The organism is Oerskovia paurometabola, assembly GCF_016907365.1.
Lineage (GTDB): Bacteria > Actinomycetota > Actinomycetes > Actinomycetales > Cellulomonadaceae > Oerskovia > Oerskovia paurometabola.
Window position 1 is genome coordinate 2,548,409 of record NZ_JAFBBV010000001.1, and the last position, 17,052, is coordinate 2,565,460.

Annotated in this window: 14 protein-coding genes; 6 read left to right on the top strand and 8 right to left on the bottom strand. The window is 71.5% G+C overall.

The annotated features are described in order from the left end of the window. Nucleotides 1–106: 106 nt before the first annotated feature. Nucleotides 107–2,590, top strand: a complete 2,484-nt coding sequence (locus JOD48_RS11455) for a DNA gyrase/topoisomerase IV subunit A (protein WP_204809118.1) — start codon at nucleotides 107–109, stop codon at nucleotides 2,588–2,590. A 97-nt stretch (nucleotides 2,591–2,687) separates the two neighbouring features. Here the strand turns inward: JOD48_RS11455 and JOD48_RS11460 are convergent, their stop codons facing one another. Further along, nucleotides 2,688–3,476, bottom strand: a complete 789-nt coding sequence (locus JOD48_RS11460) for a lysoplasmalogenase (protein WP_307824111.1) — start codon at nucleotides 3,474–3,476, stop codon at nucleotides 2,688–2,690. Nucleotides 3,477–3,568: 92 nt separating this feature from the next. Then, nucleotides 3,569–4,687 (bottom strand): GNAT family N-acetyltransferase, encoded by a 1,119-nt coding sequence (locus JOD48_RS11465; RefSeq protein ID WP_204809120.1) that lies wholly within the window; start codon nucleotides 4,685–4,687, stop codon nucleotides 3,569–3,571. 92 nt (nucleotides 4,688–4,779) lie between these two features. On the opposite strand from JOD48_RS11465, the gene metH reads away from it, so the two are divergent. Then, nucleotides 4,780–8,358, top strand: a complete 3,579-nt coding sequence (gene metH, locus JOD48_RS11470) for a methionine synthase (protein ID WP_204809122.1) — start codon at nucleotides 4,780–4,782, stop codon at nucleotides 8,356–8,358. Between the two features lie 94 nt (nucleotides 8,359–8,452). On the opposite strand, the gene JOD48_RS11475 is transcribed toward metH, so the two are convergent. Continuing rightward, nucleotides 8,453–8,971, bottom strand: coding sequence for a hypothetical protein (locus JOD48_RS11475; protein ID WP_204809124.1), 519 nt, complete (start codon nucleotides 8,969–8,971; stop codon nucleotides 8,453–8,455). Nucleotides 8,972–9,139: 168 nt separating this feature from the next. Between JOD48_RS11475 and JOD48_RS11480 the strand changes: the two genes are divergently transcribed. From JOD48_RS11480 to JOD48_RS11490, 3 genes are all read left to right on the top strand, one after another. Beyond that, on the top strand, nucleotides 9,140–9,796 hold the full coding sequence (locus JOD48_RS11480) for a dihydrofolate reductase family protein (RefSeq protein ID WP_204809126.1): 657 nt from the start codon (nucleotides 9,140–9,142) through the stop codon (nucleotides 9,794–9,796). Nucleotides 9,797–9,809: 13 nt separating this feature from the next. After that, the gene (locus JOD48_RS11485; protein WP_204809128.1) at nucleotides 9,810–10,250 is read left to right on the top strand and encodes a VOC family protein; all 441 of its coding nucleotides are present in this window, start codon (nucleotides 9,810–9,812) and stop codon (nucleotides 10,248–10,250) included. A 202-nt stretch (nucleotides 10,251–10,452) separates the two neighbouring features. Continuing rightward, nucleotides 10,453–10,830 (top strand): VOC family protein, encoded by a 378-nt coding sequence (locus JOD48_RS11490; RefSeq protein ID WP_204809130.1) that lies wholly within the window; start codon nucleotides 10,453–10,455, stop codon nucleotides 10,828–10,830. A 22-nt stretch (nucleotides 10,831–10,852) separates the two neighbouring features. Here the strand turns inward: JOD48_RS11490 and JOD48_RS11495 are convergent, their stop codons facing one another. The 3 genes from JOD48_RS11495 to JOD48_RS11505 are packed head-to-tail and all read right to left on the bottom strand — an operon-like array spanning nucleotide 10,853 to nucleotide 14,041. Continuing rightward, nucleotides 10,853–11,434: a DUF6580 family putative transport protein gene (locus JOD48_RS11495; protein ID WP_204809132.1), complete on the bottom strand. Its 582-nt coding sequence runs from the start codon at nucleotides 11,432–11,434 to the stop codon at nucleotides 10,853–10,855. Then, nucleotides 11,407–11,856 carry a DUF4430 domain-containing protein gene (locus JOD48_RS20155; RefSeq protein ID WP_204809134.1) on the bottom strand — a complete coding sequence of 150 codons (450 nt, stop codon included), beginning with the start codon at nucleotides 11,854–11,856 and terminating at the stop codon, nucleotides 11,407–11,409. The genes JOD48_RS11495 and JOD48_RS20155 overlap by 28 nt, the downstream gene beginning before the upstream one ends. A 58-nt stretch (nucleotides 11,857–11,914) precedes the next feature. After that, nucleotides 11,915–14,041 carry a DNA gyrase/topoisomerase IV subunit B gene (locus JOD48_RS11505; protein ID WP_191792030.1) on the bottom strand — a complete coding sequence of 709 codons (2,127 nt, stop codon included), beginning with the start codon at nucleotides 14,039–14,041 and terminating at the stop codon, nucleotides 11,915–11,917. 166 nt (nucleotides 14,042–14,207) lie between these two features. Here JOD48_RS11505 and JOD48_RS11510 point away from each other — a divergent pair, with 166 nt between their 5' ends. Continuing rightward, nucleotides 14,208–14,414: a DUF7455 domain-containing protein gene (locus JOD48_RS11510; RefSeq protein ID WP_191792029.1), complete on the top strand. Its 207-nt coding sequence runs from the start codon at nucleotides 14,208–14,210 to the stop codon at nucleotides 14,412–14,414. A 288-nt stretch (nucleotides 14,415–14,702) separates the two neighbouring features. Here the strand turns inward: JOD48_RS11510 and JOD48_RS11515 are convergent, their stop codons facing one another. Further along, entirely contained in the window at nucleotides 14,703–16,265 is a 1,563-nt protein-coding gene (locus JOD48_RS11515) for an RNA polymerase sigma factor (RefSeq protein WP_204809136.1), read from the bottom strand. 318 nt (nucleotides 16,266–16,583) lie between these two features. Further along, nucleotides 16,584–16,979, bottom strand: coding sequence for a universal stress protein (locus tag JOD48_RS11520; protein ID WP_191792027.1), 396 nt, complete (start codon nucleotides 16,977–16,979; stop codon nucleotides 16,584–16,586). Nucleotides 16,980–17,052 lie beyond the last annotated feature (73 nt).

The window sequence follows — 17,052 nt, forward strand, 5'->3', positions numbered from 1 at the left end:
CTACCGTTCGCCGACGAGCACTCGTGCCCGGCCGTCCGGCCCGCCGACCGCACTGCCGACCGCACCGAAGCACCCGACCCATCGACCCGCAGGAGCCCGACGACCCATGGCGCGCAGACCGTCCGCCTCGAAAGCCCCGCTCGACCCGAGCGAGGTCCACGAGAAGATCATCGACATCGACGTCACGACGGAGATGGAGGGGTCCTTCCTCGAGTACGCGTACTCGGTCATCTACGCCCGCGCCCTGCCGGACGCGCGCGACGGGCTCAAGCCCGTCCAGCGCCGCATCCTGTTCCAGATGTCCGACATGGGCCTGCGCCCGGACCGCGGGCACGTGAAGTCCGCGCGCGTCGTCGGCGAGGTCATGGGCAAGCTCCACCCCCACGGCGACACCGCGATCTACGACGCCCTGGTGCGCCTGGCCCAGCCGTTCTCGCTGCGCCTGCCGCTCGTCGACGGGCACGGCAACTTCGGGTCGCTCGACGACGGGCCGGCCGCGCCGCGCTACACCGAGGCGCGGCTCGCGAGCGCCGCCATGGCCATGACGGTCGGGCTCGACGAGGACGTCGTCGACTTCATCCCGAACTACGACAACAAGCTGACCCAGCCCGAGGTCCTGCCCTCCGCGATCCCCAACCTGCTCGTCAACGGCGCAGCGGGCATCGCGGTCGGCATGGCGACCAACATGGCGCCGCACAACCTGGTCGAGGTCGTGGCTGCGGCGCAGCACCTCATCAAGCACCCGACCGCAGACCTCGAGGCGCTCATGCGCTTCATCCCCGGGCCGGACCTGCCGGGCGGCGGCAAGATCGTGGGCCTCGACGGCATCCGCGACGCCTACCGCACGGGCCGCGGCTCGTTCCGCACCCGGGCCACCGCACGCATCGAGAACATCACGGCCAAGCGCAAGGGCATCGTCTTCACCGAGCTCCCCTACCTCGTCGGGCCGGAGAAGGTCATCGAGAAGATCGCCGAGGGCGTGAAGTCGAAGAAGCTCGTCGGCATCACCAACGCGACCGACCTGACCGACCGCGCGCACGGGCTGCGCCTCGTCGTCGAGATCAAGACGGGCTTCAACCCCGAGGCCGTGCTCGAGCAGCTGTACAAGGTCACGCCGCTCGAGGACTCGTTCGGCATCAACAACGTCGCGCTCGTCGATGGCCAGCCCCGCACGCTCGGCCTGCGCGAGCTCCTCCAGGTGTGGGTCGACCACCGCATCGACGTCGTCCGTCGTCGCAGCTCCTACCGCCTCGCCAAGCGCAAGGAACGCCTGCACCTGGTCGAGGGTCTGCTGCTCGCGATCGTCGACATCGACGAGGTCATCCAGGTGATCCGGTCGAGCGACGACGCCGAGACGGCGCGCACCCGCCTGCGCGAGGTCTTCGACCTGTCCGACCCGCAGGCCGAGTACATCCTCGAGCTGCGGCTGCGGCGCCTGACCAAGTTCTCGCGCCTCGAGCTCGAGAAGGAGCAGGAGGCGCTGCGCCTGGAGATCGCCCAGCTCGAGGAGATCCTGGGCGACGACGCCAAGCTCCGCGCGGTCGTCTCGGCCGAGATGAAGGAGGTCGCGAAGGTCTACGGGACCCCGCGACGCACCATCCTGCTCGAGTCCGCGGGAGCGTCCCCCACGTCCGCGCAGGGCGTCCTGGGGACCATCTCGGCCGTCCCGCTCGAGGTCGAGGACACCCCGTGCTGGGCGCTGATGTCCGCGACGGGGCTCCTGGCACGCACGGGCGACGCGACGGAGCCGGGCACGGGCGGGCGCCGCCACTCGCACGACGCCCTGAACGGCGCCGTGCTGGCCAGCGTGCGCAGCGACGTGGGGCTCGTGACGAGCAAGGGGCGCGTCGTGCGGCTCTCGGTGCTCGACCTGCCCGCCCTCCCCCCGACCGACGGCGCCCCGAGCCTGTCCGGCGGCGTGCCCCTGAGCGAGATCGTGAGCCTCGAGGCCGGCGAGAAGCCGATCACGATCGTGTCCCTCGACCCCGACGCGCCCACGCTCGCGCTCGGCACCGCGGGCGGCGTCGTCAAGCGCGTCATCGCGGGCGACGTGCCGACCAACCGGGACTCCTGGGAGGTCATCTCCCTCAAGGAGGGCGACGCCGTGGTCGGCGCGGCCCCCGTGACGGACGCGGACGAGCTCGTGTTCGTGAGCTCCGACGCGAGCCTGCTGCACTTCGACGCGTCGGCCGTGCGCCCGCAGGGACGCAGCGCAGCGGGCATGGCGGGCATCAAGCTGGCCCCGGGCCAGCAGGTCACGTTCTTCGGCGTGATCGACGCCGCGAGCCGCGATCTCATGACGGTCGTGACCGTCGCCGGGGCCTCCGACGCGCTACCGGGCACACAGGCCGGCTCGGGCAAGGTCACGCCGTACGAGCTCTACCCCGGCAAGGGTCGCGCGACGGGCGGCGTGCGTGCCCAGCGGTTCCTCAAGGGCGAGGACACGCTCATCCTCGCGTGGGTCGGCCGCGGCCCCGGCCGGGCCGTCGGTTCCGCCGGTCAGCCCGTCGAGCTGCCACCCGTCGACCAGCGCCGCGACGGCTCGGGCGCGCCGCTCGACGTGCCGATCACGGCGATCGGCGTCGGCTGAGCCTCCCGTCCCTGGGTGGACGACCGTGGGGTCGACCGGGTCCTCCGGTCGATCCCACGGTCGTTCGCGTTCCTGCGGGCTCTGCGCAACCGCCCGCTCAGGCCGACCGCGCGCCCGACGCCCCGCCGGCGACGGACGACGACCCGCCGGAGATGCCCGCTGCGGACCCGTCCTGTGCGTCCCGGCGCAGGATCCCGACGACGAGCAGCGCCTGCCCCGCGAGGTAGGTGAGCATGACCCAGAACCCGGACGAGAACGGCCCCGGGACCTCGAAGCCCGGCACGAAGGCCCCGAGCGCGATGAGCGCGTCCGAGACGAGGAAGATCGCGCCCCCGACGCCCGCGACCCGGTCGACGCCGGTCGACAGCACCGCCATCACGGTCAGGCACACGCCGTAGACCATGACCGGGACGAGCAGCGCGCCCGCGTGCGGGGCGCACACCGCGACCAGGGCCCCGAGCGCGATCCCGTAGGGCACGAGCAGGAGCGGACGGCGCAGCAGGCTCGCCCCGCGGCGCGGCCAGAACGCGACCGCGTACGCGAGCTGGGCGAGCAGGAAGAACCCGACCATGGTCAGGAAGGAGACGTCCCCGCTCGACAGGTCCGGCGCGCTGTCGCCGAGCCACGAGAAGCCCAGCGCGACGATCGTCCAGCGCACGAGGCGGGACCGTGGGCCACCGGCCGTCGCCGCCCACACGACCAGCGCGAGCAGCGGCATGACGAACCACTGCGTGACCTCGGCGAGCCGCTCGGCCCCGGCCAGGTGCGCCCCGAGGTGCACCGCCGAGAGCAGCAGGAACGCCCCGGCCGCGAGCGCCGCGGGGCGCCGCCTCAGGAGGGTGGACGGGACGGGGGCGTGCGAGACGCGCGAGATCGAGGCAACCACGGTGTTCCCTTTCGAGGCGAGGGGCACCCGGGTCGCGGGTGTCCCAGCAGCGTGGCACCGTTGCCACGCCGGGCTGGGAACACGGTAGAGCCTCAGAGCTCGATCGAGTACATCCGTGAGCCGTCCTTCTTCTCGTAGCCGAGGCTCGCGTAGAGCCCGTGCGCACCCGAGGGGTTCTCGGTGTCGACGTCGAGCTCGGCGTAGTCGATGCCGCTCGCCCGGTACGCCGCCATGCCCGCGCTGAGCAGCGCGACCGCGATCTTGCGTCCGCGGTAGGCCCGGCGCACGCCCAAGGTCTCGGTGTAGCCGCTCGAGTAGCCCTGCACGGGCCAGTCGTGCTCGTAGCGTCCCGACAGCAGGTACCCGGCCACGACCGGACCTGCGCCCGTGCTCCCGGCGGGAGCGACGTCGTCGGGCAGGCTGCCCTCGCCGGGCGAGCCGTCCACGGATGCGGGCGAGTCGTCCACGACGAGGACGCTCCACCCGGGGGCGAACATGCTGCGCCCGTGCACCCAGGACTCGGGCGTCGCGGGCTCGCTGCCCCAGTGGTCGCGGAACGCGTCGTTGTGCGCGAGGCGCGTGGCCTCGTCGAGCTCGGGCGACCACGGCACGAGGCGCAGCCCCTCGCCCAGCGTGACCTCCGGCACCGGGAGCGACAGGTCGCGCCGCAGGTTCGAGTAGAAGCGGTTCGCGGTGAAGCCCGCGGCCTCGAAGAGGCGGCACTCGAGCGCGTCGTCGTCCTGGGCGTAGCCCGCGATGCGCGCGGGCAGCTCCTTGCCCGAGGCCGCGAGGAGCTGACGAGCGCGCGCCGTCGACCAGGCGATGACCTGGCGACCGACGCCCCGGCCTCGCCACTGCGGATGCACGGCGCCCTGGACGAACGCGCGCACGACCGTCGTGTCCCCGGGGCGGGTCTCGACGGACGCGTACGCGCGTGGCTCACCGTCGGCGTCGAGCCCGACGAGGGTGTCGCGGGGCAGGTCGCGCCAGTCGCCCTCGAAGATCTCCTCGGTCTCCTCGAGCGCGGTGCGGTACGGGTGCTGGTCGTGCTCCTCGACGGCCGCGATCAGGCCGAAGAGCGCAGGCGTGTCCTCGACGGTCAGTGGCCGCCACGTGAGCCCCTCGACGTGCGGGACGGGCACGACGTCGGGCGCGGCGACGCGCTCCGCGATCGGGGCGAGGGGCTGACGGGCGGAGGGTGCTGAGCTCATGGGCACCACGCTAGGGTCGCGCGCCGGACGCGGCACCCTGTTTTTCCGGACGTCCCGGCGGCACGCGCTCCCCCGGCGTTACAGTTCCGTCCATGTCCCACGACGCCGCCGACGCCCGATCCGCCGCCTTCGCCGAGGCCCTGCGCACCCGCGTCGTCGTGGCCGACGGCGCGATGGGCACCATGATCCAGGAGCAGGACCCGAGCCTCGAGGACTACCAGCAGCTCGAGGGCTGCAACGAGATCCTCAACGTCTCGCGCCCCGACATCATCGCGGCCGTGCACGACGCCTATCTCGCGGTCGGCGTCGACTGCGTCGAGACCAACACGTTCGGCGCCAACTGGTCCAACCTGTCGGACTACGACATCGAGGACCGCATCCGCGAGCTCGCCGCCGCGGGCGCACGCATCGCCCGCGAGCGCGCCGACGCGTGGTCGACCCCCGAGCAGCCGCGCTGGGTCCTGGGCTCCATGGGCCCCGGGACCAAGCTGCCGAGCCTGGGGCACACGACGTACGCGAACCTGCGCGACACGTTCGCCGAGCAGGCTGCGGGACTGCTCGACGGCGGCGTCGACGCGATCCTGGTCGAGACCAGCCAGGACCTGCTCCAGGCCAAGGCCGCCGTCAACGGCTCGCGCTCCGCGATGCGCGACGTCGGGCGCTCGGTGCCGGTCATCGTGCAGGTGACGGTCGAGACCACGGGCACCATGCTCATGGGCTCGGAGATCGGCGCGGCGCTGACCACGCTCCAGTCGCTCGGCGTCGACGCGATCGGCCTCAACTGCGCCACGGGACCCGCCGAGATGAGCGAGCACCTGCGCCACCTGTCCAAGCACGCCGAGATCCCCGTGACGTGCATGCCCAACGCTGGCCTGCCCGTGCTGGGCAAGAACGGCGCCTCCTACCCGCTCACGCCGAGCGAGCTCGCCGCGGCGCACGCCCAGTTCGTCACCGAGTTCGGACTGGGCCTCGTGGGCGGGTGCTGCGGCACCACGCCCGAGCACCTGCGCCAGGTCGTCGAGGCCGTCCGCGCCCGGCCCGTCACCCCGCGCAGCCCCGCGCGCGAGGTCGGCGTCGCGAGCCTGTACTCGCACGTCGACTTCGACCAGGACGCCTCGTTCCTCGCGATCGGCGAGCGGACCAACGCCAACGGGTCCAAGGCGTTCCGCGAGGCCATGCTGGCCGAGAACTGGGACGAGTGCGTCGCGATCGCGCGCGCCCAGACACGCGACGGCGCCCACCTGCTGGACGTGTGCATCGACTACGTGGGGCGCGACGGCGTCGCGGACGCCCGCGCGGTCGTCTCGCGGCTCGCGAGCGCCTCGACGCTGCCGCTCGTGATCGACTCGACCGAGCCGCCCGTGATCCAGGCGGGGCTCGAGCTCATCGGCGGGCGCGCCGTCGTGAACTCGGTGAACTTCGAGGACGGCGACGGTCCGACGTCGCGCTACGCGCGGATCATGCCGCTCGTCAAGGAGCACGGCGCCGCGGTCATCGCCCTGACGATCGACGAGGACGGCCAGGCCCGCACGGCCGAGACCAAGGTCGCGATCGCCTCGCGTCTCATCGACGACCTCGTGGGCACCTGGGGCATGCGCATCGAGGACATCGTCGTCGACACCCTGACCTTCCCCATCGCGACCGGGCAGGAGGAGACGCGACGCGACGCGATCGAGACCATCGAGGCGATCCACGCGCTCAAGGCCGCCTACCCGGGCGTGCACACCACGCTCGGCGTCTCCAACGTGTCGTTCGGGCTCAACCCCGCCGCGCGCGTCGTCCTCAACTCGGTGTTCCTGCACGAGGCCGTGGAGGCCGGGCTCGACTCCGCGATCGTGCACGCGGCCAAGATCCTGCCGCTCGCGAAGATCCCCGACGAGCAGCGCCAGGCCGCGCTCGACCTCGTGTGGGACCGCCGCGAGTTCGACGCCGAGGGGAACATGACGGTCGACCCCCTGGCCCGCCTGCTCGACCTGTTCGCCGGCGTCGACTCGGCGTCGCTCAAGGACGCCCGCGCGGCCGAGATGGCGGCCCTGCCCCTGGGCGAGCGCCTCGAGCGACGCATCGTCGACGGCGAGCTCAAGGGGCTCGACACCGACCTCCAGGCCGCGCTCGACGAGGGCTGGAAGGCCCTCGACATCGTCAACGACCACCTGCTCGAAGGCATGAAGGTCGTGGGCGAGCTGTTCGGCAAGGGCGAGATGCAGCTCCCGTTCGTGCTGCAGTCGGCCGAGGCCATGAAGACCGCCGTGGCCTACCTCGAACCGCACATGGAGAAGTCCGAGGACGCGAGCGGCCGGTCCAAGGGCACCATCGTGATCGGCACCGTGCGCGGCGACGTGCACGACATCGGCAAGAACCTCGTCGACATCATCCTGACCAACAACGGCTACACCGTGGTCAACATCGGCATCAAGCAGCCCATCGCCGCGATGATCGAGGCCGCCGAGGCCCACGACGCCGACGTGATCGGCATGAGCGGGCTGCTCGTGAAGTCGACCGTCGTCATGAAGGAGAACCTCGAGGAGCTCAACGCCCGCGGGTACGCGCAGCGCTGGCCCGTCCTGCTGGGCGGCGCGGCCCTGACGCGCACGTACGTCGAGGACGACCTCGCCGACGTCTACCAGGGCGAGGTCCGCTACGCGCGTGACGCGTTCGAGGGCCTGCGACTCATGGAACCGCTCGTCCGCGTGGCGCGGGGAGAGGCGCGCGACGCCGTCGGGCTGCCTCCCCTCAAGAAGCGCCGGCACGCGACCGTGACCGTGACGCAGACGCCCGAGGAGGACCTGCCCGCCCGCTCCGACGTCGGGGCCGACAACCTGGTCCCCGACCCGCCCTTCTGGGGGACGCGCATCGTCAAGGGCATCCAGCTCGCCGACTACGCGGCGTTCCTCGACGAGCGCGCGACGTTCATGGGGCAGTGGGGTCTCAAGCCGGGGCGCTCGTCCGGTGCGGAAGGCGCGGCCGGGGCGTCGTACGAGGAGCTCGTCGAGACCGAGGGGCGCCCGCGCCTCAACGCGTGGCTCGAGCAGATCCGCACCGACGGGATCGTCGACCCGTCCGTGATCTACGGGTACTTCCCGGTCTGGTCGGAGGGCAACGACGTGGTCGTCGGGCACCACGACGGGCCCGACGGCGGCTCGGGCGGTCCGGTGGGGACCGAGCGGTTGCGCTTCACGTTCCCCCGGCAACGGCGCGACCGTCACCTGTGCCTCGCGGACTTCGTCAAGCCGCGCTCGTGGGTCGAGGAGACCGGGCGCTACGACGTCCTGCCCGTCCAGCTCGTGACCATGGGCGACACCGTCGACGTGCACACGGCCAAGCTGTTCTCGGCCAACAAGTACCGCGAGTACATGGAGCTGCACGGCCTGTCCGTGCAGCTCACCGAGGCGCTCGCCGAGATGTGGCACTCCCGCGTGCGCTCCGAGCTGGGGTTCGCGGGCGAGGAGCCCGACGACGTCCAAGGGATGTTCGACCTGAAGTACCGCGGGGCGAGGTTCTCGTTGGGGTACCCGGCGTGCCCCGACATGGAGGACCGCCGCAAGGTCGTCGAGCTGCTGAAGCCCGAGCGGGCGGGTGTGGTGCTGTCCGACGAGCTACAGCTGCACCCGGAGCAGTCGACAGATGCGTTCGTGTTCCACCACGCTGAGGCGAAGTACTTCTCGGTGTAGCACCCGTGGCACATGCCTCAGATCGGACACGTCGTCGCTCCACACCGGGCAGTGCCGTGCCGTCGCCGTGTCGCAGCAGCCTGGGTCTCGCGTGCTACCCGTGAGAGACCGAGGTCGGTGAGCGAGCGGACCGCAGGTCCAGCACGAGCCGGGGCGTGCGACGCTGCCGAACGCCGGTCAGGAACTGCCGCACCGGATAGGCCAGGCGAACCACGAAGTAGTTGACGTACTCGACGGCCCCGAAGAGCCAGACCCCGGCCACCATCAAGCCCACGGCCACGTCATCGGGCCACCACACGATGATCCCGATCAAGCCCACCACCAAGGCACCGGCCGTGAGGACGCGAAGAGCGCGGTAGGTGAGGGCTACGGTCGGCGGCATCGGCGCCCGCCCTACCCAGGTACGCGCCAGAAGCCAGTAGACGCCCGCCTGCACGAGGACCACGAGCAGAGGGACGAGCGCTGACCACATCGCCGACCGGTCGCCCGGTTCGGTGAGCCAAGGCGTCACGATGGTCAGGGCGACCGCGGCGAAGATTCCCGCGGCGGCAAGCTCACCGGTCCCGAGTCGCACGTAGGTGCTTCGCAGCTCGTCCCGTCGGCGCTCCAGCATTCGGGCACCGTATCAGCGGATCTACGGGCGAGGGCGGTCCTCGACCGGCCCGCGTGCTCCCGCCGGTGCAGGCGACGCCTCGTGGGCACCACGGGCTCGCTCCGATGAGTTCTCCCCCGCCCCCCGGTCTACCCCCATGACCCTGCCACCGACCCACCGGAGCATCTCATGGGATCGATCGAGATCGAGCTGTTCACGACCCTGGACCTCGTCGGGCAGGCGCCCGGCGGGCCTGACGAGGATCCCATCGGGTTCCCCTTCGGCGGCTGGCAGGCGCCCCTGCTGGACGACGTCGCCGGGGAGCAGGTCGCCGCCGCTTACGAGGGCACCGACGCCCTCTTGCTCGGCCGCCGCACGTACGACATCTTCGCCGCCTACTGGCCCCACCAGGAGGGCGGCCAGGACGACGGCTTCGCCGCGCTCTTCAACCGCATCCCCAAGTACGTCGCCTCGCGGGGCAAGCCGGACCTCTCCTGGGCCGGGTCCGCGCAGCTCGGCCCCGACCTCGCCGCCGCGGTGCGGGAGATCCGCGACCGGCACGAGCACGTCAAGGTCGTCGGCAGCCTCGGCCTGGTGCAGACGCTCCTGCGCGAGAAGCTCTTCGACCGCCTCGACCTGTGGGTGCACCCCATCGTCCTCGGCGTCGGGAAGTCGGTGTTCGACGGCGGCGCCGTGCCCACCAACCTCACCCTCCTCGAACCGCCCGTCGCCAGCCCTGCGGGCACCGTGCTGCTGCGTTACGGTCTAGCCGACGGCACGCCCTCGACGGGCGACATGGCGGCCGCAGACCGCGGCGTCGACCGGCAGGCCGAGCCGAACACCTGAGACAGGAGCACTCATGACCGTCCAGAGGCTCGACAACGTCGGCATCGTCGTCGACGACCTCGACGCGGCAGTGGCGTTCTTCGTCGAGCTCGGGCTGGAGCTCGAGGGCAGGGCGCCCATCGAAGGCGCCTGGGCGGGGGACGTCGTCGGGCTCGACGGGATGCGGTCGGAGATCGCGACGATGCGCGTGCCCGACGGTCCTGGCCGGCTCGAGCTCAGCACCTACCACTCCCCTGCGGCCGTGGACGTCGGCCTGGGCCGTGCACCGTCGAACACCTTGGGCTCGCACCGCGTGATGTTCGCGGTCGACGACATCGACGACACGGTCGAACGGCTGCGGGGGCACGGAGCCATGCTCGTCGGCCAGATCGTGCGGTACGAGGACGCCTACCGGCTCTGCTACCTCCGCGGACCGGAGGGGATCATCGTCGCGCTGGCCGAACAGCTCGGGTGACCGCAGGGCTCGTGGTCGTCGCCCTCGCTGTCCGACGACGTCACCCTCGCCGCCGGATTCCGTCACCCTCGGCATCGGGTTGCGTCACCCGCGACGGGTCCCGGCGTCACCATCGGCGGCGCGTCACCATCGGCGGTGCAGAACCGCGCGCAGCCAGGAATTCGCCTGACGTGACCGCCGTCACCTTCGTACACTGCGAGGCATGGCATCCCGCATCAGTGAGCTCGTCCTCGACTGCGCCGACCCCGAGCTGCTCGCGCGGTTCTGGAGCGGAGTCCTCGGCTACGTCGAGCTCGGGCGGGAGGACGGGGCGATCGAGATCGGCCCGGCCGACGTCGGGTTCGGCGGCCTCCAGCCGACCATCGTCCTGAGCCCGAGCGACGACCCGAAGACGGGCAAGCTCCCCCTGCACATCGACGTCAACGCGACCGACCGGGACCAGGACGCCGAGCTCGAACGCCTGCTCGCCCTGGGCGCGCGCCGCGCGGACATCGGGCAGACGGGCGACGAGTCGTGGCACGTGCTCGCCGACCCCGAGGGCAACGAGTTCTGCCTCCTGCGCAAGCGCCTCGACCCCTGACGACAGCAGCGCACGCAGGGGCTCACGCCGCCTGTGGCACCGCCGCGAGCCCGTGCGACCGTTCGAGCCGCTCCACGAGCAGCGTCCCGGCAGCCACGACGGGCAGCAGCACGAGGTTGCCGATCAGCATGGTGCGCAGGAACGGCAGGCCGGCGACGTAGCTGGCCACGAGCCCGTCGACCCCGGCCGGGTACCAGACGCCGCGCCCCTGGAACCAGACGCCGAAGTTGGTCCAGAGGAAGAACCACAGCGACCCGCCCACGCCCAGCCCGGCCGCAGCGCCGACACGGCCCCACCCGGAGGTGTTGCGGGTCAGCAGCGCCGCGAGCCCGATGACGAGCCACGCGCTCCACGTGAACAGCGCGATCGACGTGTTGCCGAGCACCAGGTCGGACACGACGGCGACGAGCAGCGGGGCCAGGAACGCCAGGCGGTGGCGTACGAGGACCGCGGCCGCGAACGCCGCGGACGTCACGAGCTCGAGGTTCGGCGGGGCGCCGATCTCCGCGCGCACGAGGCGGAAGACGACGGCGAGCGCCACGACCGCTACCGCGATCGCGGGGCGCCACCAGCGCGTCAGGAGGTGAACTTCTCGAGCTTCCACGTGATCTCGTCTCCCGTCTCCGTCACGAGCGACCCGGCGCCGACCTGGGCCATCTCACCGTTCACGTACAGCGCCCAGAACTCGCCGGCCGGGTCCGCGGCGACGCCGCCGATGCCCGTCACGAACGCCATGTCGCCCTCGCCCTGGACCGTCGCGCTCGGGTCGGCCGCGAGCAGCAGCTCGAGCGCCGTCTTCCCCGCGACGCCCTCGTAGGAGAGCTCGGAGTCGTCAGCGCCGTCGGTCGAGTTGTCGGGGGCGTCGGACGCGTCGTCGTCAGCAGCGACCGACGACGACGCCGAGGTGTCGTCCGCCGGGGCGTCGTCGGTCGCACCGCAACCGGCGAGGAGGCCGACGGCGAGCAGGAGCGACGCGAGGGCGGTCAGCGAGCGCGCCGGGGTGGCACGAAGAGTCTGGGGGTTCACACCGTGAAGTCTACGAACGAGCCCGCGACCAGGCTCCGGGTGCCCAGCAGACGGGACGTCACGCGTCGATCCGCGCCCGGTCCAGGCCCGCGGCGCCCGCGATGATGAAGTCCTTGCGCGGGGCGACGTCCGACCCCATGAGGAGCTCGAACACCCGCTCGGCGGACTCCGCGTGCTCGGCGGTGACACGGCGCAGCGTGCGGTGGCGCGGATCCATGGTGGTCTCCGCGAGCTGGTCGGCGTCCATCTCCCCGAGGCCCTTGTAGCGCTGGATGTCGTCCTTGTAGCGCTTGCCCGACTTGTCGAGCTTCTTGAGGACGTCGCGCAGCTCTGCCTCGGAGTACGTGTAGATGTACTCGTTCTTGCGCGAGCCCGCGCCGATGACCTCGACGCGGTGCAACGGTGGCACGGCCGCGTAGACCCGGCCCGCGTCCACGAGGGGGCGCATGTACCGGAAGAAGAGCGTGAGCAGGAGCGTGCGGATGTGCGCACCGTCGACGTCGGCGTCCGTCATGAGGACGACCTTGCCGTAGCGCGCGCCCTCGAGGTCGAAGGACCGGCCCGAGCCCGCCCCGATGACCTGGATGATGGCGGCGCACTCGGCGTTGCGGAGCATGTCCGTGACCGAGGCCTTCTGGACGTTGAGGATCTTGCCGCGGATGGGTAGCAGCGCCTGGAAGTCGGAGCTGCGGGCGAGCTTGGCGGTACCGAGCGCCGAGTCGCCCTCGACGATGAAGAGCTCGCTGCGCTCGACGTCGTCGCTGCGGCAGTCCGCGAGCTTGGACGGCAGCGAGGAGGTCTCGAGCGCGTTCTTGCGGCGCGAGATCTCCTTCTGCTTGCGCGCGGTGATGCGCGCGCGCATCTCGGCGACGACCTTGTCGAGGAGCAGCGAGGCCTGCGTCTTCTCGTCGCGCTTTGTCGAGGTCAGCATGGCGCCGAGCTGCTGCTCGATGACGCGGGCCACGATGGCGCGCACGGGGGCCGTGCCGAGGACCTCCTTGGTCTGTCCCTCGAACTGCGGCTCCGCCAGGCGAACGGTCAGCACGGCCGTGAGACCCGCGAGGACGTCGTCCTTCTCGATGCGCTCCGAGGCGTCCTTCGTGGACACCTTGAGGCGACGGGCGTTGGTCTCGACCCCCTTGCGCAGGATCTTGAGCAGCCCGGCCTCGAAGCCTGCGAGGTGCGAACCGCCCTTGGGCGTCGAGATGATGTTGACGAAGGTCCGCAGCTCGGTGTCGTAGCCCGTGCCCCAGCGCAGCGCCACGTCGACCTCGCAGTCGCGCGTGACCTCCTGCGGGGTCAGGTGCCCGCGGTCGTCGAGGACGGGCACGGTCTCCTTGAACGTGCCCGAGCCCGTCAGGTGCCACGTCGCGGTGACGGCCGGGTCGGGCGCGAGGAAGTCGACGAAGTCGACCGTGCCGCCCGAGTGCTGGAAGCTCTCCTCGACCGGACCGTCGGCGCCCGGTGTGCCCGCCAGGCCGCGCTCGTCGCGGAGCGTGATCTTGAGGCCGGGCACGAGGAACGTCGTCTGGCGGGCGCGGGTCACGAGCTCGTCGTAGGAGAACACCGCGGTCTTGGGGAAGACCTGGCGGTCCGCCCAGTAGCGCACGCGCGTGCCCGTCCTGCCTCGCGGGGCCTTGCCGACCACGGCCAGCTCGGAGCGCTCGACGAACGGCGTGAACGCCGCGTCGGGGTCAGGCCCGGTCTTGGGGTCGGCGAACACTCCGGGCTCGCCGCGGTGGAACGTCATGCGGTAGGTCTTGGAGCCGCGGTCCACCTCGACGTCGAGGCGCGAGGACAGGGCGTTGACGACCGAGGCGCCCACGCCGTGCAGGCCGCCCGACGCCGTGTACGAGCCGCCGCCGAACTTGCCGCCCGCGTGCAGCTTGGTGAAGACGACCTCGACACCGCTGAGCCCCGTCTTGGGCTCGATGTCGACGGGGATGCCTCGCCCGTTGTCCTTGACGGTCACCGAGGTGTCGGCGTGCAGCACGACCTCGATCGCGTCGCAGTTGCCCGCGAGGGCCTCGTCGACCGAGTTGTCGATGATCTCCCACAGGCAGTGCATGAGTCCGCGCGAGTCGGTGGACCCGATGTACATGCCGGGCCGCTTGCGGACGGCCTCCAGGCCTTCGAGGACGGAGAGGTGCCGCGCGGTGTAGCTGGACTCAGAGGTGGTCGTCACGAAGGGAAAGCCTAGACGCTGCCACCCACAGGATCGGTCCGCCGGGCCGCAGCCGACCGGACCTCCACACGATCCCGACGTATTCCCGGAACCGTGCGGCTACGCGGGTAGCGAACCCGGGCCCTTTCGGTACGAGGAACTCGCCCCGAGGTGATTACATGGTCACGTGACTGCTACGACGACTCAACCGCTGACCGTGGCCGACCGTTGCGACCGCTGCGGCGCTCAGGCCTACGTGCGCGTGACCATGCCCAGTGGGGAGCTCCTCTTCTGCGCCCACCACGCGCGCGCGCACGCCGCTGCGTTCGCAGACATCGCCACGCACGTCCAGGACGAGACGGACCGCCTGCTCGCCGAGCACGGCGCCCGCTGACACGACCCGGCGCGCACTCGTAGCGCGCCGCACTCCTGAACCCCGACCGGTGCACGCCACCGGCCGGGGTTCTTTCGTCCCCGGCCAGGACCGCGGCGAGACGTCCTACCGAGCTGCGCCCCGCCGTCGGGCCGTCGCGTGCTGGAAACCCCGCCCGACGGCGCCACGCCCCTCCCGGCCCCGGTGCACTACCCGCGCAGGACCTGCGCGGGCGACGACGCGAGAAGGCCCGCACCCCGTCCGGGGTGCGGGCCTTCTCGGCACTGTGCGTGGCGACTGCCGGGCCGATCAGTCCAGGTAGTCGCGCAGGACCTGCGAGCGGCTCGGGTGACGCAGCTTCGACATGGTCTTGGACTCGATCTGACGGATGCGCTCACGCGTCACGCCGTAGACCTTGCCGATCTCGTCGAGCGTCTTGGGCTGCCCGTCGCTCAGGCCGAAGCGCATCGAGACGACGCCGGCCTCACGCTCGGAGAGCGTGTCGAGGACCTGGTGCAGCTGCTCCTGGAGCAGCGTGAAGCTCACGGCGTCTGCGGGGACGACGGCCTCGGAGTCCTCGATGAGGTCACCGAACTCGCTGTCACCGTCCTCACCGAGCGGCGTGTGCAGCGAGATGGGCTCGCGGCCGTACTTCTGGACCTCGACGACCTTCTCGGGGGTCATGTCGAGCTCCTTGGCGAGCTCCTCCGGGGTGGGCTCGCGGCCCAGGTCCTGGAGCATCTGGCGCTGCACGCGCGCCAGCTTGTTGATGACCTCGACCATGTGCACCGGGATACGGATGGTGCGGGCCTGGTCGGCCATGGCGCGCGTGATGGCCTGACGGATCCACCACGTGGCGTACGTCGAGAACTTGTAGCCCTTGGTGTAGTCGAACTTCTCGACCGCACGGATCAGACCCAGGTTTCCCTCCTGGATCAGGTCCAGGAACAGCATGCCGCGGCCCGTGTAGCGCTTGGCGAGCGAGACGACCAGACGCAGGTTGGCCTCGAGCAGGTGGTTCTTGGCCCGGCGCCCGTCCGAGGAGATCCACTCGAGCTCACGGCGCAGCTTGGGCTCGAACGTGTCGCCCGAGCTCAGGCGCTCCTCGGCGAACAGGCCGGCCTCGATGCGCTTGGCGAGCTCGACCTCCTGCTCGGCGTTCAGCAGCGCGACCTTGCCGATCTGCTTGAGGTAGTCCTTGACCGGGTCCGCGGTGGCACCCGCGGTCACGACCTGCTGGGCCGGGGCGTCGTCGTCGTCCGCGTCGGAGTAGACGAAGCCGCGCGACTCGTCGGGCTCCTCGCCCGGCTTGGCCGCGGGGGCTGCGGTCTCGGTCTCCTCGTCGGCCTCGACCAGGTCCTCGACCACGACCTCCTCGGAGTCCTCGTCGTCCTTGGCACCGCGCTTCTTGCGAGCGGCGGTCGCCTTGGGAGCGGCGGTCTTGGCGGTCGCGGCGCGCTTGCGGGTCGCGGGAGCCTTAGCGGCGGGCGCGGCGTCCTCGGCGGAGGCTGCCTCGGGAGCGGCGGCCGCCTCGGCGGCTGCTGCGGTGCGCGTCGTCGTGACGGCGCTCGCTCGCGGAGTCGTCGCCTTCTTGGTCGCGGGCTTCACGGCTCGCGACGTCGTCGTGGAGCGCGACGAGGTGGCCGCGGCGACCTTCGTCGCGACGGGGATCTCGACCTCGACACCGGCACCGGCCAGTGCGCGGAGCACGGCCTTCAGTCGCTTGGGGTCGCCGATCGTCGCGCTCTCGCAGGCGTTGCGGAAGCTCTCGGCGTCGACCCGACCGTTCTCACTCCCCTTGCGCAGGAGTTCCTGCAGGGCGGGGTGTTCGAACTCGTGCGGGAGAGCGGGGTTCTGTGAAGAGGGCGCCACAAACCGACCTTTCGGCAATCACTGGAGGGGCGTGCCCGGGAGATCGGAGGACTCTCGGATCATGTGCGGACACCTATATTGTACCGGCCGATCCGTCAACGGACGCCGTGAAGAGTGTTCCGACGCGGGTGAGTCGCCGCCGACAGGCCTGCGCACGTCCACCCCGCTGGGATGTCGTCCCCTGGTCAACGCCCCGGCGAGGCCGAAGATTCCCTCCTCAGGGGTTCCCGTCACACCTGGCGAGCGGGGCGCCGGCCCACCACACCGTTGTGGCAGGCCTCGCGACCGGTTCCGCGACGCGCGGACCGGCTCCGGACGTCAGGTGCGGACGGGCTTGACCGCGAGGACCGGGCAGGGCGCATCGAGCAGGATGCGCTGTGCGTTCGAGCCGAGGATCAGCTTGCCGACCGGGCTGCGTCGCCGCAGGCCGATCACGATGAGCTCGGCCTGGTGGGCCTCGGCGGTCCCCACCAGGTCCTCGGCGACCTCCCCCGTGCCGGTGACGACCCGGTGAGCCAGCCCCGCGGCGTCGAGAGGAGCCGTGATCCGGGCGATGTCCTCGATCCGCTCGCCCTCCTGCGTGGGCGAGGCCTGCCCGCCCTTGTCGCTCACGACCACCAGCAGCTCGCTCCGACGGGCGACGGCCTCGTCGACCGCGGTCGAGAGCGCCTCGCTCCCCTCGGGGGTGGACAGGTAACCGACAACGACTGTCATGGGATTCCTCCGTCATGCCTGGGCATGCCTGCTGGCGCGCGTGGAGCGGGTGGCGCTCGTGCCGCGATCCGGG